Raw genomic sequence first — 24,905 nt, 5'->3', positions numbered from 1 at the left:
ATACTAAAATCCGGGTCATTCAGCGCCGCGGCTACGGGCACCCGAAAGCGCAATCACTGGCCACAATGATCTACCTGTGCTGCAGCGGAATCCAGATCTCCTTACCCACACAAAGGTGAGGAGAGCCGCATACGTTCGATTACTCTCCGTATCAAATCCTCTTCGCCCGGTTTGACAGCGATCTCGTCGATGAACGGCGACCCGCTGGAATGGGGAGCAAGGGTTACCTAACATGCATAGGGTCGGGGTATGACGGAGACCGTGCTTGATATCCCGTTCGCGGATGCGTTTCAGTTCGATCCTTCGCCGACGTTCGCCGAGTTGCGGGAGGGACGGCCGGTGGCGCGGGTGCGGACGCTGGCCGGGGCCGAGGTGTGGTTGGTGACCCGGTACGACGACGTGAAGATGGTGCTCGCCGACCCACGGTTCTCGCGGGCCGCGGTGGTGAAGCAGGGCGCGCCGCGGGTCGCGCTGGCCAAGCCGATGCCGAACAGCCTGACCACCACCGATCCGCCCGAGCACACCCGGCTGCGCAAGCTGGTGTCGTCGACGTTCGCGCACCGGCGGATCGAGCGGACCCGCCCGTGGGTCGCGGAGCTGTCGGCGCAACTGGCCGACGACGTCGCAAAGGCCGGCGACGGCGCGGACATCCGCGAGCTCGTCGCGCTGCCGCTGCCGATCCAGGTGATCTGCCAACTGCTCGGCGTCCCGTACGCCGATCGCGAGCAGTTCCGTGAATGGACCGAGCTCGGCTACAGCATGCGGATGGCGGAGAAGGATCTCGTCGAGCAGGCGATGACCGACCTGACGGCGTACATCGACGAACTCGTCACCCGCAAGGTCGCCGACAGCGGCAAACCCGCCGAGGACCTGCTGGACGAGCTCGTCCGCGCGCGGGAGGAGGGCGACCGGCTCAGCCACGAGGAACTGATCTCGTTCGGCGTCAACCTGCTGGTGGCCGGCCACGAGACGTCGGCGAACCAGATCTCCAGCTGCGTCGCGACCTTGCTGCGCTGGCCGGAGAACTGGGCGCGACTGGTCGAGAATCACGACCTGGTCCCGTCGGCGGTCGAGGAACTGCTGCGCTTCAACCGCTTCAGCGAGGTCGGTCAGCTGCGGGTAGCGGTCGAGGACCTCGAGCTGCACGGCGTACAGATCAAAGCGGGCGAAGGCGTGATGGCCGCGCTGAACTCGGCGAACCGGGATCCGCGCCAATTCGAGAACCCCGACGAGTTGCAGCTCGACCGCAAGGACAACAAGCAACTGTCCTTCGGCTTCGGCCCGCACTTCTGCCTGGGCGCGCAGCTCGCCCGTATCGAGCTACAGGAATCATTGCTGGCGTTGCTGCGCCGCTTCCCGGAGCTGAGCCTCGCCAAGCCTGCCGAGGAACTCAAATGGCGCCGCGTCCTGGTCAGCGGCCTAGCCGAGCTGCCAGTCAACCTGGGCTGAAATGGCTGAAGGGGTGGCCCAGGCGGCCACCCCTTCAGTCAGTTGTTCGATCAGTTCTGCGAGTTGGCGACCAGGGTCAGGTTGCTGGTGCCGTGCTCGGCGTCGTACTCCGTGAGCAACCGCTCCGCGTCCGACTCGGACGACGCGATCGCGGAGGCGAGGGTCCCCGCCGTACGCGGCCGGTCCTCGGGCCAGTCGGACAGCAGCGCCCAGGCGCGCATCCGCTTCTTCTCCAGGTCGCCACCGCTGCCGTTCGACGACGGCTTCGGCGCGGGCTTGGGCCGGGGCGACGGACGCGACGAACTCGACGCGGTCCGCGCGGTGACCTCGCGAGCGACGACGGACGGCTCCTCGGCCGTGAGCACGCGCTCCGGCTGAGCAGTGGCAACGACCGGCTCCTCAACCACGGGAACCGGCGCGACCGACTGCGGCACAGCCTTACGGACGACAGCCTTCTTCTTCGCCGCGACAGGCTTCGCGGCAGCGGGCTTCGCAGCGGCGGCCGACTTGGTCGCAGCAGGCTTCGGCTGTACTACGCGCCGCTGGTCAACGGCCGGCGGCGCCTCGTCCACCGGGTGCTGCACGAACGGCGAGTCCGGACGCGGCTTGGCCACCACCGGCTGCTGAGCGGCAGCGAAAGCCGCCTCCTCCACGACCTCAGCCTCGTCGGCTTCCTCCGTGCTGCGGTCGTAGGGCAGGTAGTCGACGGCCATCAGCTCGCCGGTCATCGCCTCGCCCCACTGCTCGTCGTCGCGCAGCGGTACACCGCCGGCCGGACGGGCCTGCGGGGGCAGTTGCTGGACGGGGATCTGCTGCACCGGCGGCGGTGTCGTGCCCTCGACGACCCAGACGGCGGCACGAAGATCGGCCCGCTCCTCCTTGACCGGCTCCGGTTCCGGCTCGGGCGGCGGCGGGGAGATCGCGAGCGTCAGCTTGTTGGTGACGACCTCGTAGTTGATCCGCTCCTCGAGCATCCCGGCCAGCCGGTCCGCGTCGTAGGTCGTCTCGGCGATCTTCGCGAGCCGCTCGTCCTGGTGCTCGGAACGGATGTACTCGGCAACGGTCCCGGCGATCGCGTCGCGGCGCGCGTTGTTGCGCAACTGGACCCGGGCGGCCCGCAGGCTCTCGTACAGGCCGAGGCCGTGCTCGAGGGCGATCGACCGGGCCAGCCAGGTGACCTTGGGCTCGCGGGCCCACTGCACCACGCCGTACACGGGTCCGGTGGTCGCCATCTGGCCGGCCTTGCGCAGCGCGTCGCGGCGACGGGCGGAGCTGTGGATCAGCCAGAGCACATAGGCGAACGCGGACAGGCCGCCGAAGCCGAACGCCAGGAAGCGCTCCTCCGGCCGCCAGTGGCCGACGACGTTGAAGACGAGCGCGACGATGGCGGCGAACATCGACATCGCCCGGTAGGCGTAGGCCTGCTCGCCCTTGCGCCGGCGAAGGTCGGCAAGGGCGGCGGTGGCGACGCCACCGAGCTCGATGACCGCGACGGCCGGGGTGACCAGGGCGATCTTGAGGAACGGCGAGAAGCCCTCGTCCGGCCATGGGATGTGCGTGACGCCGGCCCAGACCTGACCGACGAGGGCGGCGGTGGCCGCGGTGGCGTAGAAGGCGTAGGCGACTTTGTCAGCACCCGTGAGAGGTACGTTGGCGAGCTCGCCAGTACTGGTGCTGGTGGTGTGCTCCTGCAAGACGTGGTCTCCTGACCGGTTTGGGCTCTCCGGCAGTTCGTCGGTGGTTGGTGTTGCGATGCCTCCCCAGGTGGCTGGATGAGGCTACCGGTTCCCGGGCCCTTCAGGGGAGGCGATACCGGAAACGATTCTCTACCGCTACCCCTACCTCCCCTTCAAGCGCCCATTTCACACCTGCTATCGGGGATTCGGCAAGCTCATCTCCAGCAGCCGGAATCCGTTACGGGACAGGGCTTTTCGGCACTCTGCCCGGACGGAGGGAAACCCGCGCCCGGGCCGGCTCGGAGCAGTACGGAACCACCTTCCGCAGTACTGTGAATTCTTCTCAGCTGGTGAGAGCTTTGGTCGCCTGAGCGGCCAGGAGGGCGGCGCGGGCGTCGTCAGAGGCCTGGTCGGCGACGAGGGTGGCGTAGCGGAAGGTCAGGGTCTGGCCGGCGGCGAACGGGAGCTCTTCGGAGAAGAAGGGGGCCGGGCAGACGGCCGCGAAGTCCTCGGAACGGACGAACCATTCGGGTGGGTGGTTCGGGTTGTCGGCAGCGTCGACGATGATCAGGGTGGACGCCCGGTCGACGCCGTCGTGTTTGCCGGAGAAGCCCATCCAGGGTGCGCGCTGACCGCGGAGTTCGTCGCCGCCGAGGCCTTGGGGTGCGAGCACTGTGCCGCCGGTGAAGGGTCGCGGGCCGCGCCAGAACAGACCGCCGTACCCCGCGTTCGGCCGGCCTGCTGTTGTCGGGCTGCCGATCTGGATGGTGCCGCCGGAGACGTTCGTCATCGCCGTCTCGTAGCCGAGCACCCAGCCGTCGTCGGTCAGCCGGGTGGTCAGCGTTCGCTGCTCGTCGACCACGTGGGTACCGGCCTGCGTGTGCCAGGACAGGTGGTGCGAGAACCGGACGAGCTCGTCGGACACGTCGAGCGCGTCGATCCGGTCGTGGTCCATCGAGCCGTTGTTGGCCAGCTGTTCATAGCCTCTGGCTCTCGAGAACGTCGGTCCACCCCAGAAATTCTCGGGCCCGAAATGCGGCAGCGACCAGGTCATGCCCTTGTGCCAGACGTGGTCGTGCGGACGAAACACGGAGACGAGATCGCCACCGAGCGTGCGGATCGGGTGCAGGTACGGCCGGGGCGACTCCAGTTGCGGGTCCGTCGGCACGTACACGTAGGTGAACAGCTCGCGGTCGTCCGCCGTGACCTGGATGGACCGGCCGACGGCGTGGTTGCAACCGAGGTTCTGCGTCATCTGACGAAACTCCACTTCATTCTGTTGGCTGGCCGGCCCAGGGCGCACCGAGCTCACTGAACAACGCCTGCCGCTCGGCTGCCTGCTCGATCCACTTCTCGACCCCCGGTACTACGGGGTGCCGCTCGTCGCCGCTGCCTTCCCAGTCTGCGCTGATCGGCCGGGGCGCGGGCGCGGACCGGATGGCGTCCAGCACCCGCGTGAACCCGCCCGTCTCCGTGAGAGGTGAGAGCAACGGCACACCGTCGCGCCGATGGTCCAGGAGGTTCTCCAGCAGGTCGTCCCGGTCGTACTGCGTGGTCGTGCCGCCGACCTCGAGTTCGTCGGACATATAGCGCAGGACGGCGTGCCCGTCCGACCCGTAGACCGTCACCCGTGGTGGCGAGTCGCCGGCGGCGCAAAGGGTGAAGGCGGCAAGGATGCTGGTACCGCGAGTGGTCCGGATCCGGACGGTGGAGGTGTCGTCGGCCTCGATCGGGTTGGCGCGGTAGAGCTCGGTCTCCACCTCCCGTACCTCCTCGGCGCGACCAGATCCGTCCACCAGCAGCGCGGCCGCCACCGAATGGGCGAACGCGTTGGTCACCACGCCGTCCACCACCGGTACGCCGTCGAGCGTCCGGCGCCCGGCCCATCGCGCGCGTTGCCAATAGGCCTGCTTCCGCACCCACGTCCCCGTCGCGCCGATCCCGCGGATTTCACCCAAGGCGCCATCGGCAACCATCGCGGCGAGCGCGAGCACCGCGCCCGACCCCTGCGCCTGAAACCCTACCTGGCAACTCCGCCCGGTCTCTTCCAGCACTCGGGTCAACCGCTCGAACTCCCCCATCGAAGCCACCGGCGGCTTCTCCAGCAACACGTCAGCTCCAGCCCGCAACGCCAGCTCAGCCAACGGCGCATGGGTGTGGATCGGGGTGCTGATCACCACGAGATCCACCTGCTCGGCCTGCAGAAGAGCAGGAAGATCCGGGTAGACATTGAGATCTTGGCCGGCGAGTTGGTCTGGGGTTGGCGGGCGGGGGTCGACGAGTGCGACGAGCCGGCAGCGGCCGGCGGCCGCGAGCTTCGCCGCCTGGTGCACGTGGGAGGCGCCGTGCCCGTGGACACCTACCACCGCGACCCGCGGCAGGGAGGCGGATGGCCCGGTCATCGGCAATCAGTTGCTGTCAGCAACGTCACTTGGTCAGCTCCTCGTCGACTTCTTCGGTGAACCGCCGTGCCCCTGTCTTCGCCGTTCAGTTTAGCCGTGGCCTGCGTGGCCGGTTGCACTATGAAAAACACATACCAAGCCGGTGAAGGAGACCCTGGCCCGAGCCGTCCGGGCGTTCACATACTGGGTCACAAGCCCCGGCCGGGTCGCCCGAAGACAGTGCAAGGCACCACTACGGACAGGACTCGAAATCATGGAAACTCACTCCGGGCGGCGGCCTCCGCTGCTCTTGCTGTGTCTGGCCCAGTTCATGCTGACGCTGGACTTCGCGATCGTGAACGTCGCGCTGCCGTGGATCAAGACCGATCTCTCCTTCAGCTCCGGCGGGCTGCCCTGGGTGGTCGGCGCGTACGCCTTGTTCTACGGCGGGTTCCTGCTGCTCGGCGGGCGGATCGGTGATGTCGTCGGGCGGAAGCGGATGTTCGTCTGGGGGCTCGGCATCTTCACGATCGCCTCGCTGATCGGCGGGTTCGCCACCGAACCGCTGGTACTGATCGCCTCCCGCGCTCTGCAAGGGTTGTCCGCCGCGGCGGTCGCGCCCGCCGTACTGGCGATGATCGGCGCCGGGTATCCCGAGGGCAAGGAGCGGGCCAAGGCGATGGGTATCTTCGGTGCCGTGTCGTCGGTCGGCTTCGCCGGTGGGGTGTTGTCGGGCGGCGTGCTGACCGAGGTGTTCAGCTGGCGCGCGGTGATGTTCATCAACGTGCCGGTCGGGTTGCTGATGGTCGTCCGGGCGGCTTCGCGACTGGCCGACGACCGGGCGCAGACCCGGGCAGCCCGGATCGATATCCCCGGTGCTGTGCTGATCACCGCGAGCATGTGTTCGCTCGCCTATGGCTTGACCGTTGCGGCCGACAAGGGTTGGGGTTCGGCCGGCGTACTGGTTCCGCTGGTTGCGGGGGTCGTGCTCCTGGGCGTCTTCGGCTACGTGCAGACCCGGGTGGCCACGCCACTCGTGCCGCTGTCGATCTTCCGCAACCGTGGGGTGACGGGTGGCAACCTGGTCGCCTTCCTGTCCGGCGGAGTGATGTCGATCTCGACCTTCTTCATCACCCTGTACATGCAGCACGTGCTCGGGTTCTCGGCGATCAAGACGGGGCTGGCGTTCTTCCCGCAGGCGCTGGTCGTCGTGCTGGCTTCATTGCCCGTGGCCTTGCTGACCGCGCGGTTCGGCGCTCGGCCATTGCTCACCGCGGGAGCACTGTTCTTGGTGGCCGGGTCGGCTTTGCTGGCTGTTGCTCCGGCTGATGGCTCGTTCGCCGTCAACGTGCTGCCGGGCGGGATGCTGCTCGGCGTCGGGGTCACGGTGATGATGATCAGTACTGCGGTGGCTGCGACCTCCGGGTTGACCGGAGCTCAGATGGGGTTGGCGTCGGGGCTCTACAACTCGAACCGGCAGCTCGGGGTCGGGCTGTGTCTGGGGATCGCCGTGACGGTCGCGTCGCTGGCCGGGGAGGCCGGGGCGGGTCTCTCGGTGAGCGGGATCCAGCGGGCGTTCTGGTTGTCGACCGGGCTGTCCGTGGTGATCGCGGTGATCTCGGCGATCGTCGTACCGAAGCTGCGGGCGCCAGTGGCACCGGGTGATCCGGCTGCCGTGGTACCGGCTGGTGTGGATGCCCAGGCTGAGCCGGCCTTGAGCGCGTAGGGATGGCGATGGGCCGGTCCGGTTGGCGGGCCGGCCCATCGGGCGCGGGCTAGGGTGGTGGCGGGTCGGATCGGGAGGGGGCGGTGATGATCAGAGTCCTGCTGGCCGAGGACATGCACATGGTCCGGGGTGCGCTGGTGGCGCTGCTCGATCTCGAGCCGGATATCGAGGTGGTGGCCGAGGTCGAGTCGGGTGACCAGATCCTCGCCATGGTGCAGAAGCATCTACCCGATGTCGCGGTGATCGACATCGACCTGCCGGTCCTCGACGGCCTGACCGCGGCCGGGACGATCCGCGCGACGCTGCCTGCCGTGCGGACGCTCATGCTGACCTCGCTCGCCCGGCCGGGGACTCTTCGCCGCGCACTGGCAACCGGGGTGGACGGGTTCATCCTGAAGGACGCGCCGCCGGCCGAGCTCGCCGCGGCGATCCGCGATGTGGCGCGGGGACGACGGGTGGTGGATTCGCAGTTCGCCCTCGCCGCCTGGGATCACGGCGATTGCCCACTGACCGACCGCGAACTCGGAGTACTACGCCTGGCGGCCGACGGGGCGGACACCAGCGACATCGCACGGACCCTGTCGCTGTCGGTCGGTACAGTCCGCAACTACCTGACGACGTCCGTCACCAAGCTCAACGCCCGCAACCGTGTCGACGCGATCCGCATTGCCGCCGAGTCCGGCTGGATCTGACTCACAGCCCTCGTACCGGCTGGTGCTGACTCACAGCTCGCGGTAGCCGGCGGCGACGGCCCGTACGTCGGCCAGTGCCTGCCGGGAGATCCCGATGACCTCGCCCACCTCGTCGCCCGCGCGCACCGGATCCCTGTCCACCAGGCGATGCGCCAGCTCCGACTTGAGCGTGATGGCGGCCAGGTTGATCCCCAGCAACTCATGCAGATCATCCGCGAACCGCTCGCGCTCCTGTGCCAGCGCCAGCTCGGCCAACTCCTCCCGAGCCTCATGCAGCTCGCTGATCATCAACCGCAACCGCGCCAGCGCGAACACCACCAGCCCATGGTTGATCGTCAGCAAGATCCCGTACGTGACGCCGATGAAGTTCTGCCCCAGCAGGTAGTGCGCCGCCCCCATACTCACCATCACTCCTGCGGCAAGCTCCACCCGCCGGCACAGCAACAAACACCCCGCCAGCAACCCCGGCGTCCCCAAGAACGGATCCCCGAACACCACGATCGGCAGATAGGTCGCCAGGGCGAGCACCAACAACAGCCCGTACCTCACAGGCCACCGCGGCAACTCCACCGGACGGCTGAACACCCCCACCACGATGCCTGCCGAAATCATCACGCACCCCACCGCCACCGCCGTCCCAGCGATCCCCAGCCCCGCGGCCAACGTGAGCACCACTGCATTGCCCGCATACCCCGCCACCACGGCAGCCACAACGACCAGCCCGACTCGAGGCACCAACTCCGCTACGCCCCCAGAGCTCACCATGCCACGCAGCGGTAGTACGGCATGAAGGCGGTACAGGTCTCCTTCGCGGCCCGCCGAGAAGGTGCCGCCCAAGCCTTCCACTCGGGTCTTCAGGTTGCCGGTGCCTTGGCCGGTGCCCAGCTCTGTGAGTGGGACGCCGTTGTTCAGGAGGTCCAGGGAAATGTGGTCGGCGCTCCGGGTGATGGTGAGGTGACAAGAGGTCGCCGAGCTGTGGCGGAGGAGGTTGGTGATGCCTTCGCGGAGGACCGTGGAGAGGACTGTGCGGGTCTGAGGGGGGAGGAAACCGGGGTCGCCGGTGATGGTGACTTTGATGTCGGCGGCAACGAGTAGCGAGCGGGCGGCTGCGAGGCTGTCGCTCAGGGAGAGCTCTCGGTAGGACGCTGCGACCGAGCGGACGTCGACCAGCGCTTGGCGGGAGACCTCGAGGATCTCGGTCAGCTCGTGGCGGGCCCGGGCTGGGAGGGTGGTCATGAGCCGGTGGGTCAGTTCGGCTTTGAGGGTGATGGCGGACAGGGAGAAGCCGAGCAGGTCGTGCAGGTCTCGCGCGAAGCGGAGGCGTTCGCGGGCCACGGCGAGGCCCGCCAGGTGGGAGCGGGTGTCATCCAGTTCTTTGACGAGTGAGCGCAGACGGGACAGTCCGAAGACGACCAGGCCGATCACCGCGGTGAGATCCACGATGTAGATGGCCTGCAGAGGTTCCGAGCTCACCTCGTACTGGACGAGACCGTTGGCGAGGGCAATCACCCCGAAGACCAGCCAGCCGGCGAGCGGACGTAGTACGAGCAGGGCGTCGCCGACCAGGAAACCCTGGAGGCCGGTCCACGCCGGGCCGTAGAGCGCCAGCGGGGCGAGCGCCATCACCGCCTGGATCGCGAGCGCGGCATAGGCACGCCGGCTCCGCAGATCGGCGTCCGGATTGCTGAAGAAGCCGACCTGGAGCACCATCATCACGGCCAGGCAGAGCGCGGCCGGCGCGATGTGGGTGAAGGTGGCGCGCTGCGCGACGACGTACTGGAACGCGTTGACGACGAAGCCCGCGAAAACCACCGAGACGACGACCAGAGTCAGCCGGGGAGCAAGCGCGGCGGCGCGGGTCACGGCGGCTCCCCGTTGGTCAGTGGAGCGTCATCGTACCCAGGCCGCGGCTCTCACCGGGCGTCATCGCACTGTCACTGCAGGCCGCTGTCCTGCTAATTCGTATTACTAAACCGATCCGGTCTTGACGACCTGGAAACCAGAGGTTTACCGTTCCGGATCAAGCGGCAGGCAATACGTATTACTCAAGGGAGGTGGGCGGATGAGCGAGCGGTTGACCCAACGTGACATCGCGCGGCTGGCGCGGGTGAGCCAGACGACCGTCTCGCTGGTCCTCAACAACCGCACCGCCGCCTCGGCGCGGATCCCGGCGGGGACGCGCGACCGGGTGCTGAAGGTGATCCGGGAGACCGGCTACGTCGCGGACCCGCTCGCGCGGAGGTTGCTGCAGCAGCGCAACCAGATCCTCGGGGTGTTCACCTACGAGTCGGTGTTCCCGAGCGCGAGCGCCGATTTCTACCACCCGTTCCTGAGCGGGATCGAGGAGAGCGCGGAGGAGCTCGGCTGCGATCTGCTGCTGTTCACCAGCGCACCGGTCACTGACGGGCGCCGGCTGGTCTTCCACGACAACAACCGCCTCCGGATCGCCGACGGCTCCCTGCTGCTCGGCCGCCGCATCCCCGCCGAAGAACTCAGCCGCCTGGTCGCCGAGGACTACCCCTTCGTCTCGGTCGGCCGCCGCGACAACCCGGTACTACCGAACGGCGCTCCCGCCACCGTCCCGTACGTCGGCGCCGACTACACCACCGCAACAGCCACCGTCACCGCACGAGCCCTCCACCTGGGCCACCAGAAGATCGCCTTCGTAGGCCCCGGCAAAGGCGCAGAGTCCTCCGCCGACCGCCTCCGCGGCTTCCACCAGGTCGCTCCCCGCGGCCTGCATCTCTCTCCGACCGAGCCGAGCGAGGTGCTTGCGGAGTTGCTGGCTCATGGAGTGACCGCGGTGTTTGTCGAGGACCTTGCCGATGCAGCGGCCCTGGCGGAGGCGGTCAGGCAGCGCGGGCTCGACGTCCCCGGAGACCTGTCGGTGGTCGCCCTGGGCGATGCCAGCCGGCCGGTCGAGGGGGATGACGTCTACTCCGGGTTTCACATTCCGCGGAAGGAGATGGGCCGGCGGGCGGTGGGGTTGCTGGAGACGGTCTTGTCGGGGGAGGAGACCGAGCTGCAACAGCTGCTCGCCTGTGAGCTCGTCGACGGAAGCACGCTCAGCAAGCCGAGAGGGTCTTAGATGCATACGGATGTTCTGGTCATCGGCGGCGGGCTCGGTGGAGTCGCCGCAGCCTTGGCTGCCTTGCGCGCCGGCCGATCGGTGGTGATGACCGAGGAGTACGACTGGCTCGGCGGGCAGCTGACCAGCCAGGCCGTGCCGCCGGATGAGCACACCTGGGTGGAGCAGTTCGGGGTCACCGCCTCTTACCGCGCCCTGCGGGAGGGCATCCGCGACTACTACCGCCGGTACTACCCGCTCACTGCAGAGTCCAGAGCAGCAGCAGAGCTCAACCCCGGCGCTGGCTATGTATCGAAGCTCTGTCACGAGCCACGAGTAGCAGTAGCGATCATCGACTCCATGCTCGCGCCGTACCGCGCCACCCGTCGCCTGCAGATCCTCCAGCCCTACAGGCCGATCAGCGCAAACACCGACGGCGACCGGGTGACCTCTGTCCAGGTACAGCACCGAGACACCGGCGATCGGCTCACCCTGACTGCGCCGTACGTGCTGGACGCCACCGAGACCGGAGAGCTCCTGCCGCTCACAGGCACGGAGTACGTGACCGGCTTCGAGTCACAGGCGACCACCGGCGAGCCCAGTGCACCGGAGGAGGCGCAGCCGCTCAACATGCAAGCGGTCTCCTTCTGCTTCGCGGTAGACCACGTCGACGGCGACCAGGTCGGCGACAAGCCACCGAACTACGCGTACTGGCGCAACTACCAGCCACCCTTCTGGGGCGACCGCATGTTGTCGTGGAACGCCCCAGACCCGCGCACCCTCGCCGCCTCGCGCAGGACCTTCACCCCCAACCCGGACGACGACCCGCTCGCAGTGGTCGCCGACCAGCGGCGTACCGGCGGTGACACCAACCTGTGGACGTTCCGGCGGATCGCTGCCCGCAAACACTTCCTGGCAGGCGCGTACGACTCCGACATCTGTCTGGTGAACTGGCCGATGATCGACTACCTCGAAGGACCGGTTTTCGACGTACCGGACGCCGCCAAGCATCTGGCCGGAGCGCGTGAGCTGTCGCAATCGGTCTTCTACTGGCTTCAGACCGAGGCGCCCCGGCCCGACGGCGGTACCGGCTTCTCCGGGCTACGGCTGCGCGGCGATCTGCTGGGTTCTACCGATGGGCTTGCCCAGGCTCCCTATATAAGAGAGTCGCGGCGCATCGCAGCGGAGTACACGGTCGTCGAGCAGGACCTGTCGGTCGCGGTCCGCGGGGCGAAGGGCGCTGCGGAGTACGGCGACAGCGTGGGCGTCGGTATGTACCGGATCGACCTGCACCCGTCCACGGGCGGCGACAACTACATCGACGTGGCCAGCAGCCCGTTCCGGATCCCGCTCGGGGCACTGATCCCGCAGCGGGTCGAGAACCTGCTGCCGGCGAGTAAGAACCTCGGTACCACCCACATCACCAACGGCTGCTACCGGTTGCACCCGGTCGAGTGGAACATCGGCGAGGCCGCGGGACTGCTCGCCGCTTTCTGCCTGGACCGTGGCGTCAGCCCGCGCGCGGTCCGCAACTCCCCTGCTCTGCTCAGCGACTTCCAGGCACGACTGGTCGCCCAGGGCGTCGAACTGAGCTGGCCGGCCATCGCCGGCTACTGATGGAGGACTGACACCATGAAACTCCGACTCCTGACAGCGGCCGCCACGACCGCCGCGTTGCTGGCTCTAGCGGCCTGTGGCGGCTCGGGCGACGACGGCGACGCGGCCGCCTCCGGCCCGATCGACCTGCGGATGACGATCTGGAGCGCGAACGCCAAGCACACCGCGCTGTTCGACCAGATCGCGGCCGCCTACAAGAAGGATCACCCCGAGGTCGGCAAGATCACCTTCGAGTCGATCCCCTTCGACAGCTACACGACCGCGCTGACCACCCAGATCGGCGGCGGGAACGCCCCCGACCTGGCCTGGATCCTGGAGAGTACGGCGCTGGACTTCGTCTCCTCGGGTGCGCTGGAACCGATCGACAAGGACGCCGATCTGTTGCCGAGCGCAACTGCCACCTGGGAGCAGGACGGCAAGCTGTTCGCGTACCCGTTCTCGACTTCTCCGCTGGGGGTCTTCGTCAACACCGACCTGGTGACGGCGGCTGGACGACCGACCCCCGCGCAGCAGATCGCGGCCGGCACCTGGAACTGGGACCAGGCCGTCGCCACCGGCGCCGCAGTACAGGCGAAGACCGGCAAGGGCGGCATCGTCGTCGGCGACTTCGACTACAAGGGCTGGGACACGCTCAACACGATCTGGTCCGGCTGGGGCGCGCGACCGTGGAGCGAGGACGGCAAGAGCTGCGGGTTCGACCAGCAGCCGATGGTCGACGCGATGACCTTCGTCCACAAGATGGTCTTCACCGACAAGGCGATGCCCGGGCCTGGGCGGACGACGGACTTCTTCGCGGGTGACGCGTCGATGGTGCTGACCCAGATCAGCCGCGCGGCGCTGCTGGAGAAGGCGAAGTTCAAGTGGGACCTCGTCCCGTTGCCGAAGGGCCCGGCCGGCGAGTACTCGGTCGTCGGGCAGGCCGGCATCGGCGTCCTCAAGCGCGGCAAGCACGTCGACGAGGCGAAGAAGTTCCTTGCCTACTTCACCAATCAGGCGAACTCCGCCAAGCTCGCCCAGTTCTTCCCGCCGCCGCGCAAGTCGCAGCTCACCACCTCGTTGCTGGCGAAGGCCAACCCACTGCTCAAGCCCGAGCAGCTGCAGAGCGTCGTGATCAACGGGATCGAGCGCGGCGACATCAAGACCAGCCACACCGGGTACGCCGAACTGCAGCAGACCGTCCGCGCCGCCCTCGACCCGCTGTGGAAGCCGGATGCCGACGTGAAGGCCGTGCTGTCCGGCGTGTGCTCCAAGATCAACCCCCTGCTGAGCAAATGACGCTGTTGCTGGAGAAGCCGGCTGCGCAGGCACCCGCCGGCCAGCAGCCCCCGTACTGGACCATGCGGCGGCGCGATGAGCTGGCCGGCTGGCTGTTCATCGGACCGCAGCTCGCCGGGATCGTTGCCTTCGTCATCGTTCCGCTCGGGCTCGTGGTCTGGTACAGCCTGCACGAGTGGAACGTACTGGCCGGCACCTTCGACTTCGTTGGCGGCAGCAACTACAAGGCACTGGCCTCGGATCCGCGCCTCGGGCCGGCGCTGCGGGCGACCGGTCTCTTCTCCCTCGGCCTGGTGGTGCTCAACCTCAGCCTGGCGCTGTTCCTCGCAGTACTGCTCAACCAGAAGCTTCGCGGGACCGTCTTCTTCCGCACGCTGTTCTTCTCGCCGGTCGTGGTGACGCTGGTCGCCTGGACGATCGTCTGGGGCTTCCTGCTCCAGGACAACGGCGGGGTCAACGGCTTCCTCGACCTGATCGGGATCGACGGTCCCAACTGGCTGCGCGGCGACACCACCGCGATGATCTCGGTCATCGTCGTGCAGCTCTTCAAGGGCGTCGGGCTGAACATGGTGCTCTTCCTCGCCGCCCTGCAAGGCGTCCCGGCCGACCTCTACGAAGCAGCCCGCATCGACGGCGCCTCCGCGTGGGCGCGCTTCCGGCGGGTGACGGTCCCGTTGATCAGCCCGACGATCCTGCTGACCTCGATCCTGACGGTCGTCGGTTCGCTGCAGGTGTTCGCGCAGATCGCAGTACTGACACAAGGCGGCCCTGGTACGTCGACCACGGTGCTCGTCTACTACCTGTACCAGCAGGCCTTCCAGTTCCATCACTTCGGCTACGGCGCCACGATCTCGCTGTTGCTCTTCGCCATCGTGCTCGCGCTGACGGTCCTTCAGTGGCGGATGCGCAGGAAGTGGGTTTTCCATGAGTCGTAAAGCCAAGCTCATCCTGTACGGCGTACTGCTGGTCTGCTGCGTGCCGTTCGTCTTCCCCATCTGGTGGATGGCGACGGCCTCGCTCAAGCCGGTGAACGAGATCTTCGCGTTCTCCCTGCTCCCCCACTCGCCGACCATGGATGCGTACCGGCAGGTCTTCGAGCTGCAACCGTTCGGCCGGCAGTACCTGAACAGTTGCTACATCGCCGTGATCGTCACCCTCGGCACGCTGGTGATCTCGTCCCTCGCGGGCTACGCGTTCGCCCGGATCAAGTTCCGCGGCGCGGGCGTCGTCTTCGTGATCGTGCTCGCCGGCCTGCTGGTACCGAACGAGGTGACGATCATCCCGTTGTACCGGATGTTCGACTCGCTCGGCCTGGTGAACACGCACTGGCCGCTGATCCTGATCCCGATGCTCGGCGCACCCAGTGTGCTCGCGACGTTCATCATGCGGCAGTTCTTCATCACCCTCCCCCGCGAGCTGGAGGAGGCCGGCCGCGTCGACGGGCTCGGCCGGCTCGGCCTGTTCTGGCAGGTGTCGCTGCCACTCGCCCGCCCGGCGATCGGCGCGGTCGCGATCTTCACCTTCCTGCACAGCTGGAACCTGTACCTCGAGCCGATCGTCTTCCTCTCCAGCAAGGACAAGTTCACCATCCCGCAGGCACTGACCCAGTACGTCGACGCCTACGGCGGCGCGATGTGGAACGTACAGCTCGCCGCCGCCACGATGAGCGCGCTCCCCGTGCTGATCATCTTCGTCCTCGCCCAACGCCAATTCGTCGAAGGCCTAGCCCAAACCGGCCTCAAGGGCTGAGCGGGGGAATACAGCCGGTACGCCGTGAGCTGTCCCCAGGCATGACCAAGATCCTCATCACCGGCGCCACCGGCAACGTCGGGCGTGAGCTGACCGCGCAGCTTCCGGCCGACGCCATTCGCCTCCTCTCCCGCACGCCGGTGGCCCGGAACGCGGAACCTTCGCGCCGGCCCGAGACGGTGGTCGGCGATCTCGGGGAGGCGGCCGGTCTGGCGGCGGCGCTGGACGGGGTGGACACGGTTTTCCTGATCTGGCCGTTCCTGAGTGCGGAGGCGGCGCCCGTAGTACTGGCGGAGCTGGGGCGTGGGCGGCGGATCGTCTATCTGTCGTCGTCGGGGCTGGCGGAAGGGCATGACGATCCGATCAACCGGATGCATGCGGAGGTGGAGCAGCTGGTCGAGGACCATGCGGCCAGCTGGACGATCTTGCGGTCGAACACGATCGCTTCCAACGCTCGCGGATGGGCGGCGCAGATTCGTAGTACCGGGGTCGTACGGGGACCCGACATCCCCGCCACCGCCGTCGTCCATGAGCGTGATCTCGCCTCGGTTGCGGCTCGCGCTTTGACGTCGTCCGAGCTCAGCGGTCGGCGGTTGGTGCTGACCGGGCCTGCCGTGGTGAGTCGAGCGGAGCAGGTTGCGGCGCTGGGGGCGGCGCTCGGGAGGGAGTTGCGGTTCGAGGCGGTATCGGCTGAGGAGGCTCGCGCGCAGATGCTCGCCGACGGTCGCCCGGCGGCCCTGGTGGAGGCGCTGCTCGCCAATGTCGGCCGCCCGCCGTCCTCGCTCGTTACGTCGACGATCGAGGAGGTCACCGGTGCTCCCGCGCGATCGTTCGGCTTGTGGGCCGGGGAGCACGCCGGTGAGTTTCGCTGAGACTTTGTGAATTCACCGGGCCTCGGTGTGGTCCGCTGGTTGCAGGCTGTACAAAAGGAGGGTGACGTTTCATGCCGCGGTTTTCATTGCGACCAGCCTCGACGGATTCATCGCGCGCCCGGACGGCTCGATCGACTGGCTGACCGAGCGGGGCGAGCAGGCCGGCGACACCGGGTACGACGAGTTCATGGCGGCCATCGACACCGTCGTGCTGGGCCGCAACACGTACGAGAAGGTGCTCACTTTCGGCTTCTGGCCGTACGAGGGCAAGCAGGTCGAGGTGCTCAGTACGACGCTTGCGGCCGACGCCGACGAGCGCGTGATCGTGCACCGGACCCTCGACGGCCTGGTCCAGACGCTGGCCGACCGCGGCGCCAAGCGGGTCTACGCCGACGGCGGCCGGGTCGTCCAGACGTTCCTGAGCGCCGGCCTGCTGAACGAGCTGACCATCACCGTCGTCCCCGTCCTGCTCGGCGCCGGCATCCCACTCTTCGGCGCCGTGGACCACGACATCGCACTCACCCACAACGCCACCCGCACCCTCGGCGCCGGCCTGATCCAGTCGGACTACACAGTCAAACGCTAGAAGACCACGGCGACAGGAGCCAGCAGCAAGGCGGCGTTGGCTACCGGCGCTGGAGGAGCGAGACGGCTTCGGCGGCCCAGTAGGTGAGGATGGTGTCGGCGCCGGCTCGGCGGATCGAGGTCAGGGTTTCCAGGATGGCTCGTTCGCGGTCGATCCAGCCGTTGGCGGCTGCGGCTTCGACCATCGCGTATTCGCCGGAGACGTTGTACGCGGCGACCGGGACGTTCACGTGGTCGCGGACCTGGCGGATGATGTCGAGGTACGGGAGGGCCGGCTTCACCATCACCATGTCGGCGCCTTCCTCGAGGTCCAGGTCGACCTCGCGGATCGCCTCGCGCGCGTTCGACGGGTCCTGCTGGTAGGTCTTGCGGTCGCCCTTCAGCGACGAGTCGACGGCTTCGCGGAAGGGGCCGAAGAAGGCCGACGCGTACTTCGCCGCGTACGCGAGGATCACCGTGTCCTGGAAACCGGCCCCATCCAGAGCCGTCCGGATCGCCCCGACCTGGCCGTCCATCATCCCCGACGGGCCCACGACGTGAGCGCCTGCGGTGGCATGCGCGAGGCCCATCTCCGCGTAGACGGCGAGCGTCGCGTCGTTGTCCACGCGACCGGCGGAGTCCAGTACGCCGCAGTGCCCGTGCGAGGTGAACTCGTCCAGGCACAGATCCGACATCACCAGCAGGTCGTCACCCGCCTCGGACACCGCGTCCCGGATCGCCACGTTCAGAATGCCGTCCGGATCAAGCGCACCGGAACCGACCTCATCCTTCGACGAAGGCACCCCGAAGAGCATCACGCCCCCGAGGCCGAGTGACGCAGCCTCGGCGACTGCCTTCCGGGCGGTGTCCCGAGTGTGCTGGTAGACGCCCGGCATCGAGCTGATCGCGATCGGCTCGCGCGCGCCTTCCCGGATGAACATCGGCAGGATCAACTGACGAGGCTCCAGCGTGGTCTCCGCGACCAGCCTGCGCATCGCCGCGGACGACCGGAGCCGCCGCGGCCTCACACCGGGATATCCAGACACTGGCCTAGCTCTTCCTACGGGAGCCCGAGCGACGCTCGGACGGGCGGGTGACCGGTTCCCCGGCCTCCAGCATCGTGTCACGACGGTCCGCCCCGAAGCGAGCGAGTGCGTCGGCCAATTCCTCGGCCGACGGAGCCTCCGCCATCGCGTCGACCCGCAGGCCGTGCTCCTCGGCGGTCTTCAGCGTCGCCGGGCCGATCACCGCGATCACCGTCGACGCGTGCGGCTTGCCGGCGATACCGACCAGGTTGCGCACCGTCGAGGACGAGGTGAAGACGACCGCGTCGAACTTGCCCGACTTGATCGCCTCGCGCGTCGGCGCTGGCGGCGGCGCGGCCCGGACAGTCCGGTACGCCGTGACGTCGTCGACCTCCCAGCCGAGATCGGTCAGGCCGGCCACCAGGGTCTCGGTGGCGATGTCCGCACGCGGCAGGAAGACCCGGTTGATCGGGTCGAGCACCTCGTCGAACGGCGGCCAGTCCTCGACCAGCCCGGCGGCCGACTGCTCACCCGAGGGCAGCAGGTCGGGCCGGATGCCCCAGGCGCCGATCGCCTCGGCGGTCTTCTCACCGACGGCGGCGATCTTGAGGCCGGAGAAGGCCCGCGCGTCCAGACCGTACTCGTCGAACTTCTCCCGGACCGCCTTGACCGCGTTCACCGAGGTGAAGGCGACCCACTCGTAGCGGCCCTCGACCAGGCCACGGATGGCCTTGTCCATCTGCTGCGGGTTGCGCGGCGGCTCGACCGAGATCGTCGGCACCTCTTCCGGCATCGCGCCGTAGCGGCGCAGCCGGTCCATCAGCGGGCCGGCCTGGTCCTTGGTGCGCGGCACCAGGATCCGCCAGCCGAACAGCGGCTTGGTCTCGAACCAGGACAGCGACTCGCGCTGCTCGACCACCGAGCCGACCACGATCACCGCCTCGCCGACCAGCTTGGCCGCGCGCAGGTCCGCCACGATCGTGCCGAGCGTCGCGACGACGCTGGCCTGCGCGGTCGTCGTGCCACCGACCGTCGCGGCGACCGGCGTACCGGCGTCGAAGCCGGCCTCGATCAGCGCGGTGGTGGTCTCCTTCAACACGTCGACCGCGTTCAGCAGTACCAGCGTCTGCTTGGGGTGGAGCCGGCTGAAGTCGAGCTTGGCCTCGGCCAGGTCGAGGACCGTGACCTCGCGGTCGCTCTTCATCGTCAGCGGGATCCCCGCGTACGCCGGGACGGCGCTGACCTCGCTGACCCCGGGAATCACGTTGAAGCTGATACCGGCCTTGCGGCAGGCGGCGGCCTCCTCGGCTCCACTGGAGAAGGTGAACGGGTCGCCGGTGAGCAGGCGGACCACGTTCGCGGAGGCCTTGGCGGTCTTCACCACCAGCCGCGACCGGGCCGCGACCCGGAGCGCCCGGCTGCCCTCGGCGCCAGAGCCGTCGATGATCTCGACACCTGGCTTGCAGTAGCCCAGGAAAACGTCGTGCTGAGGTCCCTCGACCACGACGGCGTCGGCGCTCGCCAGGACCTCGCGGCCGGCGATCGTCAACAGGGATGGGTCCCCCGGGCCGACGCCGACGAACGTGACGTGGCCGAGTGGCCTGGTCTGCTTGGCGGTCGTGGTGCTGGCGGCGATCTTGGCCGGCACCTTCTGGGGTGCCGGGGTGGCCGCTGTCTTCGCGCTGCTCACGTCTGCTGTCGCCTTTGCCCTTGTGGTGCTCGTCTTCGTGCTCGTACTAGTGCTCGCTTGCGTCGTGCCCCGTGCCGGTGTCATGTCTGCTCCAGCAAGTCCTGCGCGAGTGCCCGTCCGACCGCCCTCGGGTCGTCCACCGACCCGTTCGCGGACAGCCGCCGGACGCCGCCCTCCTGGCCGAGTGCGCCCCGGAGCCACAGCTCCGGCCCGTCCTCACCCTCGACCACCTCGGCGAGCGCGCCGACCGGAGCCGTGCACCCTGCCTCGAGCGTGGCCAGCAACTGCCGTTCGGCCGTCACCGCGACGCGTACTGCGGGATCCTCCAACGGCGCAAGGGCTTTCAGTACCGCGTCGTCGTCGTCGCGGCATTCGATGCCCAGGGCCCCTTGTCCCGGTGCCGGCAGCACCTGGATCGGATCCAGCGTCTCGGTGACCTCCGAAAGCCGGCCCAACCTGGCCAACCCTGCCCTCGCGAGCACCACCGCGTCCAATTTGCCATCGGTGACCATCGCGATCCGGGTGTCCACGTTGCCGCGGATCCCGGTCAGTTCGAGGCCCATTCCGAGGGCTTCCAGCTGCGCCACCCGGCGCGGCGAACCCGTCCCGACGAGTGCGCCGGTCGGCAACTCGCCCAGGCTCAGCCCGTCGCGGGCGACCAGCACGTCGCGCGGGTCCTCGCGCTGCGGGATGGCGCCGAGGGTCAGCCCCGCCTCGGGCGCCGTCGGCAGGTCCTTCAGCGAGTGCACGGCGATGTCGATCTCACCGGCGAGCAGGGCGTCGCGCAGTGCGCTGACGAAAACGCCCGTACCGCCGATCTGTTCCAGCGGCGCGCGGTTGGTGTCACCTGTGGTGGTGATGAGGACGAGTTCGACCTCATGGCCGTTCGCACGCAGCCGGTCGGCGACGTGGTTCGCCTGGGCGGTCGCGAGCGCTGACCTGCGGGTACCGAGCCGGATCACGCGGGGTCACCTCCAGTGGTCTGCGCCGCCGTGGCGGTGGTGTCGTGAGGGGCCTCTTTGGGAGCGGTGACCGCGTCCACAGTGGCGGGGTCGAGCGCGAACAGCTCGCGCAGCGCGTCGGCGTAGGTCGGGCCGCCCGGATCGGCGGCCAGTTCCTTCACCCGCACGGTCGGGGTGTGCAGCACCTTGTCGACCACCCGCCGGATGGTCCGGGCCACCTCGCCGCGCTGGGTCTCGTCGAGCCCGGGCAGCCTGCGATCCAGCCGCGCCAGCTCGGAGTCGACCAGCTCGCTGGCCATCGTCCGCAATGCGACCACTGTCGGCAGTACGGACGCGGCACGCCGGGTCGCCTCGAAGGCGCCCGTCTCCTGGCCGACGATTCGCCGTACCTCGTCGATGTCGTGCTCGCTGCCACCCGCAGTACCGGCCAGGTCGGCCAGGGTCACCAGCGTCACGCCCGCGATGCGAGCCGCAGCAGGATCGACATCCCTCGGCAGCGCGATGTCGAGCACCCCGAAAGGCCGCCCGTCCGCCGCGTCGCGAACCATCTCTTCAGTCAGTACTACGCCGCGCGCGCCGGTACACGAGACGATCAGGTCGGCCTCGCCCATTGCGGCGGGGACGTCGGCGAGCTTGATCGCCGTACCGCCGATCCGGTCCGCCAGCGCGACGGCGCGGTCGTAGTTGCGGTTGGCGATCGTCACGCTGGACGCGCCACCGGCGAGCAGCGTCTGGGCCGCGAGCGAAGCCATCGAGCCGGCGCCGACCACGAGGGCACGGCGGCCTTGGTACCCGCCGACGGCGTCGAGCCCGGCGGAGACGACCGAGCGGCCGGCCGAGTCGATACCGGTCTCGGTACGGGCCCGCTTGCCGACCCGCAGAGCGTGCTGGAACACCGCGTTCAGGCCGGTGCCGATCGTCTCCAGGTCCTGGCCGATCCGCAGCGTTTCCTTCAGCTGGCCGAGGATCTGGCTCTCGCCGACGATCATCGAGTCGAGCCCGACGGCGACCTGGAACAGGTGCGCGACGGCGCCTTCCTCGAAGTGCACGTAGAGGTGCTCGGCCAGGTCGAGCAGCGGTACGCCGGTGACGTCGGCGAGGATCGCGGTGACCTCGTCCATCCCGGCGTGGAACCGGTCGACGTTGGCGTAGACCTCGGTGCGGTTGCAGGTGGCCAGCACGGCCGACTCGGCGACCGCGGGGGTCTCCTGGACCGCGAGCGCGAGCTTGGTCGCCGCATCCGGATCGAGGGCGACCCGCTCGAGTACAGAGATGTCAGCCGAGCGATGCGAAATACCCACGACCAGATAGCTCACGCGCCGACACCCCCACCGACGCTGGGGAGATCAGAGACCACGCCGTTCATCGCTGGCAGTTCGGGCACGTCGGGGAGCGCCGCCTCTCCGGACTTTCGTTGTTCGTGGTACGCCAGGATCTGCAACTCGATCGAGAGGTCCACCTTGCGGATGTCGACACCGGTCGGCACGGACAACACCACCGGTGCGAAGTTGAGGATGCTCGTCACCCCGGCTGATACAAGCCGGTCACAGACCTCCTGGGCGGGGCCGGCCGGAGTGGTGATGACGCCGATCGAGACCCGGTCGGAGGCGACGATCTCCTCCAGCTCGGCGAAGTCCCGGACCACCATGTCGCCGATCTGCTCGCCCACCAGGGTCGGATCCGCGTCCAGCAGCGCGACGATCCGGAAGCCGCGGGTGCCGAAGCCGGAGTAGTTGGCCAGCGCGTGGCCCAGATTTCCGATCCCGACGATGACGACGGCCCAGTCCTGGGTGACGCCGATCTCGCGGGCGATCTGGTAGCGCAGGTACTCGACGTCGTAGCCGACGCCGCGGGTGCCGTAGGAGCCCAGGTAGGACAGGTCCTTGCGCAGCTTGGCCGAGTTGACCCCCGCCGCGGTCGCCAGATCCTCGCTCGACGCGGTGGCGGTGCCACCGTCCGACAAGGCGGTCAGGGCCCGTAAGTACACCGGCAAGCGCGCGACAGTGGCCTCGGGAATGCCGCGTTCGGTTCTCGACGGCGCGCCGGGGCGACGGCTGCGGGCAGGCGTCACAATTCTCCTGGAAAAGGTGGTTCGCGAGTCACCGCCTCACGGCTGGCGACGACCCCACTCTAGGAGCTTGTGAACGTGAGAACAAAATCGAGAACGTTCGTCGTGGTGAAGACCACTAACTTGTCAAGGCCTTCTTCAGCCTGACCGGGTCGACCCGCCAGAAGTCGTGCTGGCGGCCGTCGACGAAGGTGACCGGGATCTGTTCGCCGTACTCCGCGAACAGCTGGTCGTCCTGCGTGATGTCGATCTCACTCCAGGTGACGCCGAGCTCGTCGCAGACCTGGGTGACGACCACCCGGGCGTCGTCGCAGAGGTGACAGCCGGGTTTGCCGTAGAGGGTGACCCGCTCCGTCACCGGTCCGCCTCGCGCAGCCGGCCCTTGGCGACCTTGCCGGTGACCGAGTGCGGCAGGTGGTCGACCACCTCGATCTCGACCGGGCACTTGAACCGCGCGAGCCGCGTCCCGGCGTACTGGCCGATCTCGGCCGGATCGGCCACCTCGCCGGTCTTCGACACGACGAACGCCTTGACCGCCTCGCCGGTGTCCTCGGACGGTACGCCGATGACCGCCACCTCGCGCACGCCCGGAGCCTGGACGAGGACCTCCTCGACCTCGCTCGGGAACACGTTGAAACCGGACACGATGATCAGCTCGCGGAGCCGGTCGACCAGGAACAGGTCCCCGTCGGCATCCAGGAAGCCGACGTCGCCGGTGCGGTACCAGCCTTCGTCGTCTGGGCCGTCGACGCCGTCCGGCCAGTAGCCGGAGAACAGGTTGCGGCCGCGGATCAGGATCTCGCCCGGGTCGTCGCCCTCGACGTCCTCACCCTGCTCGTCGGCGATCCGCAGATCGACTCCCGGCAGCGAACGGCCGACGGAGCCCGGCTTCGGGTCGTGCTCGCCGAGCGTGGTGGTGACGCCGGGCGAGGCCTCGGTCAGCCCGTAGCCCTGGTGCACGAACAGCCCACTGGCCTGCTCGAACCGGTCCGCGAGCCCGCGCTCCAGGGTCGACGCGCCGGTGAGTACGACCTTGACCGTGCTCAGCGCCTCTTTGAGATCCGGCCGGGCGATGAACGCGTTCAGGGCCGGCGGCGCGAGCGGGAGCCGCGTCACGCCGTACTGGCGGACCAGGTCGATGGTGGCGGTGGAGTCGAACCGCCGGTCGATGACGAGCGCCGCGCCGGTCGCGACGGCCCAGCCGAGCACCGCGTTGAGGCCGAACGCGTGGAACATCGGCAACACGCCGAGCACGATGTCCTCGGGGCCCATCCGGTCCTCGCCGAGGTCGGCCAGGTTCTGCACATTGGCACCGAGCGCTCGGTGCGTCAGCATCGCGGCGCGCGGATCACCGCTCGTACCAGAGGTGTAGAGCAGGACCGCGAGGGCCTCCGGGTCGGTCTGCGGCGTAAGCGGAGCGTCACCACCGAGCTCGCCGGCCCGGACCACCCGGACCCCTTCGAGCTTGTCCGCGAGGTCCCCGTCGGCGACCGCGAGGCGGGCTCCGGAGTGCGCGATCACGTTGCCGATCTCGCCCTTGGTCAGGCCCGTGTTGAGCGGTACGGCGACCAGCCCGGCGCGAAGACATCCCAGGTAGGAGGTGACGAACTCGACACTGTTCGCCATCAGCAGGACCACCCGGTACCCCGGCACCAGGCCCGCCGCCGAGTACCCCCGGGCGGCCGAGTCAACGGCCGCGTCGAGCTGGCTCCAGGTCAGCCGCCGGTCCCCGTCGACCAGCGCCGGACGTTCGCCGTGACGTTGCGCTGTGTCACGAAGAACATCCGCGAAGTTGAAGTTCACCAGGCGAGTCTGTCACGAGACCGCTAGGGTCCTTTCTGTGACTCGACCTATCACCCGCTCGGTCGGTGCCGGCTCGGTCCGACCGGTGGACTGGGAACGATTGCAGGTCCCGCCTACGGGGCCTGTACAGGCCGCTTGGTCGGCGATACTGTGCACGATCCGGCGAAGGCGGCGGCGGTCCGCGCGCCGGTGGCGCACGACGGGCTGCACCCCGATCCCAGGCTCCGCCGGCCTGCCGAAATGGCCGGCCGGCAGGTCCTCGATTATCGGACCGGACGGAGGGCGGCAC

The 24,905-nt window shown here is 68.5% G+C and carries 21 protein-coding genes; 10 read left to right on the top strand and 11 right to left on the bottom strand.

The features are described from left to right. The first annotated feature begins 249 nt into the window (after nt 1-249). Nucleotides 250-1,449, top strand: a complete 1,200-nt coding sequence (locus tag G3I17_RS23350; protein ID WP_164599680.1) for a cytochrome P450 — start codon at nt 250-252, stop codon at nt 1,447-1,449. Nucleotides 1,450-1,499: 50 nt separating this feature from the next. Here G3I17_RS23350 and G3I17_RS23345 read toward each other — a convergent pair whose 3' ends face one another. The 3 genes from G3I17_RS23345 to G3I17_RS23335 all read right to left on the bottom strand — a co-directional run bounded on the left by G3I17_RS23345 (nt 1,500) and on the right by G3I17_RS23335 (nt 5,527). Further along, nucleotides 1,500-3,143: a hypothetical protein gene (locus tag G3I17_RS23345; RefSeq protein ID WP_164599679.1), complete on the bottom strand. Its 1,644-nt coding sequence runs from the start codon at nt 3,141-3,143 to the stop codon at nt 1,500-1,502. Nucleotides 3,144-3,468: 325 nt separating this feature from the next. Further along, a complete protein-coding gene (locus G3I17_RS23340) occupies nt 3,469-4,380 on the bottom strand; it encodes a PmoA family protein (RefSeq protein ID WP_164599678.1) in 912 nt (303 codons plus the stop codon). Between the two features lie 16 nt (nt 4,381-4,396). Further along, complete coding sequence (locus tag G3I17_RS23335) at nt 4,397-5,527, bottom strand: Gfo/Idh/MocA family oxidoreductase (protein WP_164599677.1); 1,131 nt, start codon at nt 5,525-5,527, stop codon at nt 4,397-4,399. Between the two features lie 253 nt (nt 5,528-5,780). Here G3I17_RS23335 and G3I17_RS23330 point away from each other — a divergent pair, with 253 nt between their 5' ends. Then, nucleotides 5,781-7,232 (top strand): MFS transporter, encoded by a 1,452-nt coding sequence (locus G3I17_RS23330; protein WP_164599676.1) that lies wholly within the window; start codon nt 5,781-5,783, stop codon nt 7,230-7,232. Nucleotides 7,233-7,318: 86 nt separating this feature from the next. Further along, a complete protein-coding gene (locus G3I17_RS23325) occupies nt 7,319-7,924 on the top strand; it encodes a response regulator transcription factor (protein WP_164599675.1) in 606 nt (201 codons plus the stop codon). 30 nt (nt 7,925-7,954) lie between these two features. Here the strand turns inward: G3I17_RS23325 and G3I17_RS23320 are convergent, their stop codons facing one another. Further along, a complete protein-coding gene (locus tag G3I17_RS23320) occupies nt 7,955-9,787 on the bottom strand; it encodes a histidine kinase (RefSeq protein WP_164599674.1) in 1,833 nt (610 codons plus the stop codon). Nucleotides 9,788-9,986: 199 nt separating this feature from the next. Between G3I17_RS23320 and G3I17_RS23315 the strand changes: the two genes are divergently transcribed. The 7 genes from G3I17_RS23315 to G3I17_RS23285 all read left to right on the top strand — a co-directional run bounded on the left by G3I17_RS23315 (nt 9,987) and on the right by G3I17_RS23285 (nt 17,090). Further along, nucleotides 9,987-11,012 carry a LacI family DNA-binding transcriptional regulator gene (locus G3I17_RS23315; protein WP_164599673.1) on the top strand — a complete coding sequence of 342 codons (1,026 nt, stop codon included), beginning with the start codon at nt 9,987-9,989 and terminating at the stop codon, nt 11,010-11,012. After that, a complete protein-coding gene (locus tag G3I17_RS23310; protein WP_164599672.1) occupies nt 11,013-12,608 on the top strand; it encodes an FAD-dependent oxidoreductase in 1,596 nt (531 codons plus the stop codon). A gap of 15 nt (nt 12,609-12,623) precedes the next feature. After that, the gene (locus G3I17_RS23305; RefSeq protein ID WP_164599671.1) at nt 12,624-13,883 is read left to right on the top strand and encodes a sugar ABC transporter substrate-binding protein; all 1,260 of its coding nucleotides are present in this window, start codon (nt 12,624-12,626) and stop codon (nt 13,881-13,883) included. Further along, nucleotides 13,880-14,818 carry a sugar ABC transporter permease gene (locus G3I17_RS23300; protein ID WP_164599670.1) on the top strand — a complete coding sequence of 313 codons (939 nt, stop codon included), beginning with the start codon at nt 13,880-13,882 and terminating at the stop codon, nt 14,816-14,818. Before G3I17_RS23305 ends, G3I17_RS23300 begins: the two co-directional genes overlap by 4 nt. Continuing rightward, nucleotides 14,808-15,632, top strand: coding sequence for a carbohydrate ABC transporter permease (locus G3I17_RS23295; RefSeq protein WP_164599669.1), 825 nt, complete (start codon nt 14,808-14,810; stop codon nt 15,630-15,632). Before G3I17_RS23300 ends, G3I17_RS23295 begins: the two co-directional genes overlap by 11 nt. 41 nt (nt 15,633-15,673) lie before the next feature. Continuing rightward, the gene (locus G3I17_RS23290) at nt 15,674-16,504 is read left to right on the top strand and encodes an NAD(P)H-binding protein (RefSeq protein ID WP_164599668.1); all 831 of its coding nucleotides are present in this window, start codon (nt 15,674-15,676) and stop codon (nt 16,502-16,504) included. Between the two features lie 61 nt (nt 16,505-16,565). Continuing rightward, on the top strand, nt 16,566-17,090 hold the full coding sequence (locus G3I17_RS23285) for a dihydrofolate reductase family protein (RefSeq protein ID WP_164599667.1): 525 nt from the start codon (nt 16,566-16,568) through the stop codon (nt 17,088-17,090). Nucleotides 17,091-17,130: 40 nt separating this feature from the next. On the opposite strand, the gene hemB is transcribed toward G3I17_RS23285, so the two are convergent. The 7 genes from hemB to G3I17_RS40995 form a co-directional block, all read right to left on the bottom strand. After that, a complete protein-coding gene (gene hemB, locus G3I17_RS23280) occupies nt 17,131-18,114 on the bottom strand; it encodes a porphobilinogen synthase (protein ID WP_164599666.1) in 984 nt (327 codons plus the stop codon). Between the two features lie 4 nt (nt 18,115-18,118). After that, on the bottom strand, nt 18,119-19,729 hold the full coding sequence (locus tag G3I17_RS23275) for a uroporphyrinogen-III synthase (protein WP_343238386.1): 1,611 nt from the start codon (nt 19,727-19,729) through the stop codon (nt 18,119-18,121). Nucleotides 19,730-19,863: 134 nt separating this feature from the next. After that, complete coding sequence (hemC, locus tag G3I17_RS23270) at nt 19,864-20,742, bottom strand: hydroxymethylbilane synthase (protein ID WP_343238385.1); 879 nt, start codon at nt 20,740-20,742, stop codon at nt 19,864-19,866. Then, nucleotides 20,742-22,061 (bottom strand): glutamyl-tRNA reductase, encoded by a 1,320-nt coding sequence (locus G3I17_RS23265; protein ID WP_164599663.1) that lies wholly within the window; start codon nt 22,059-22,061, stop codon nt 20,742-20,744. Before G3I17_RS23265 ends, hemC begins: the two co-directional genes overlap by 1 nt. Next, the gene (locus G3I17_RS23260; protein ID WP_164599662.1) at nt 22,058-22,816 is read right to left on the bottom strand and encodes a redox-sensing transcriptional repressor Rex; all 759 of its coding nucleotides are present in this window, start codon (nt 22,814-22,816) and stop codon (nt 22,058-22,060) included. The genes G3I17_RS23265 and G3I17_RS23260 overlap by 4 nt, the downstream gene beginning before the upstream one ends. A gap of 115 nt (nt 22,817-22,931) precedes the next feature. Continuing rightward, nucleotides 22,932-23,171, bottom strand: coding sequence for a glutaredoxin family protein (locus tag G3I17_RS41000; RefSeq protein WP_164599661.1), 240 nt, complete (start codon nt 23,169-23,171; stop codon nt 22,932-22,934). Further along, complete coding sequence (locus tag G3I17_RS40995) at nt 23,168-24,616, bottom strand: AMP-binding protein (protein WP_164599660.1); 1,449 nt, start codon at nt 24,614-24,616, stop codon at nt 23,168-23,170. Before G3I17_RS40995 ends, G3I17_RS41000 begins: the two co-directional genes overlap by 4 nt. Between the last annotated feature and the right edge of the window lie 289 nt (nt 24,617-24,905).

Source organism: Streptomyces sp. SID13031 (assembly GCF_010548305.1).
Classification (GTDB): domain Bacteria; phylum Actinomycetota; class Actinomycetes; order Propionibacteriales; family Kribbellaceae; genus Kribbella.
Note: the sequence above shows the minus strand (reverse complement) of the source record. Positions and strands in the feature narration are given on the sequence as shown.

Coding starts and splice junctions, on each gene's coding strand:
- G3I17_RS23350 (WP_164599680.1), top strand. CDS start 250: ATGACGGAGACCGTGCTTGATATCCCGTTCGCGGATGCGTTTCAGTTC.
- G3I17_RS23340 (WP_164599678.1), bottom strand. CDS start 4,380: ATGACGCAGAACCTCGGTTGCAACCACGCCGTCGGCCGGTCCATCCAG.
- G3I17_RS23335 (WP_164599677.1), bottom strand. CDS start 5,527: ATGACCGGGCCATCCGCCTCCCTGCCGCGGGTCGCGGTGGTAGGTGTC.
- G3I17_RS23330 (WP_164599676.1), top strand. CDS start 5,781: ATGGAAACTCACTCCGGGCGGCGGCCTCCGCTGCTCTTGCTGTGTCTG.
- G3I17_RS23325 (WP_164599675.1), top strand. CDS start 7,319: ATGATCAGAGTCCTGCTGGCCGAGGACATGCACATGGTCCGGGGTGCG.
- G3I17_RS23315 (WP_164599673.1), top strand. CDS start 9,987: ATGAGCGAGCGGTTGACCCAACGTGACATCGCGCGGCTGGCGCGGGTG.
- G3I17_RS23310 (WP_164599672.1), top strand. CDS start 11,013: ATGCATACGGATGTTCTGGTCATCGGCGGCGGGCTCGGTGGAGTCGCC.
- G3I17_RS23305 (WP_164599671.1), top strand. CDS start 12,624: ATGAAACTCCGACTCCTGACAGCGGCCGCCACGACCGCCGCGTTGCTG.
- G3I17_RS23300 (WP_164599670.1), top strand. CDS start 13,880: ATGACGCTGTTGCTGGAGAAGCCGGCTGCGCAGGCACCCGCCGGCCAG.
- G3I17_RS23295 (WP_164599669.1), top strand. CDS start 14,808: ATGAGTCGTAAAGCCAAGCTCATCCTGTACGGCGTACTGCTGGTCTGC.
- G3I17_RS23290 (WP_164599668.1), top strand. CDS start 15,674: ATGACCAAGATCCTCATCACCGGCGCCACCGGCAACGTCGGGCGTGAG.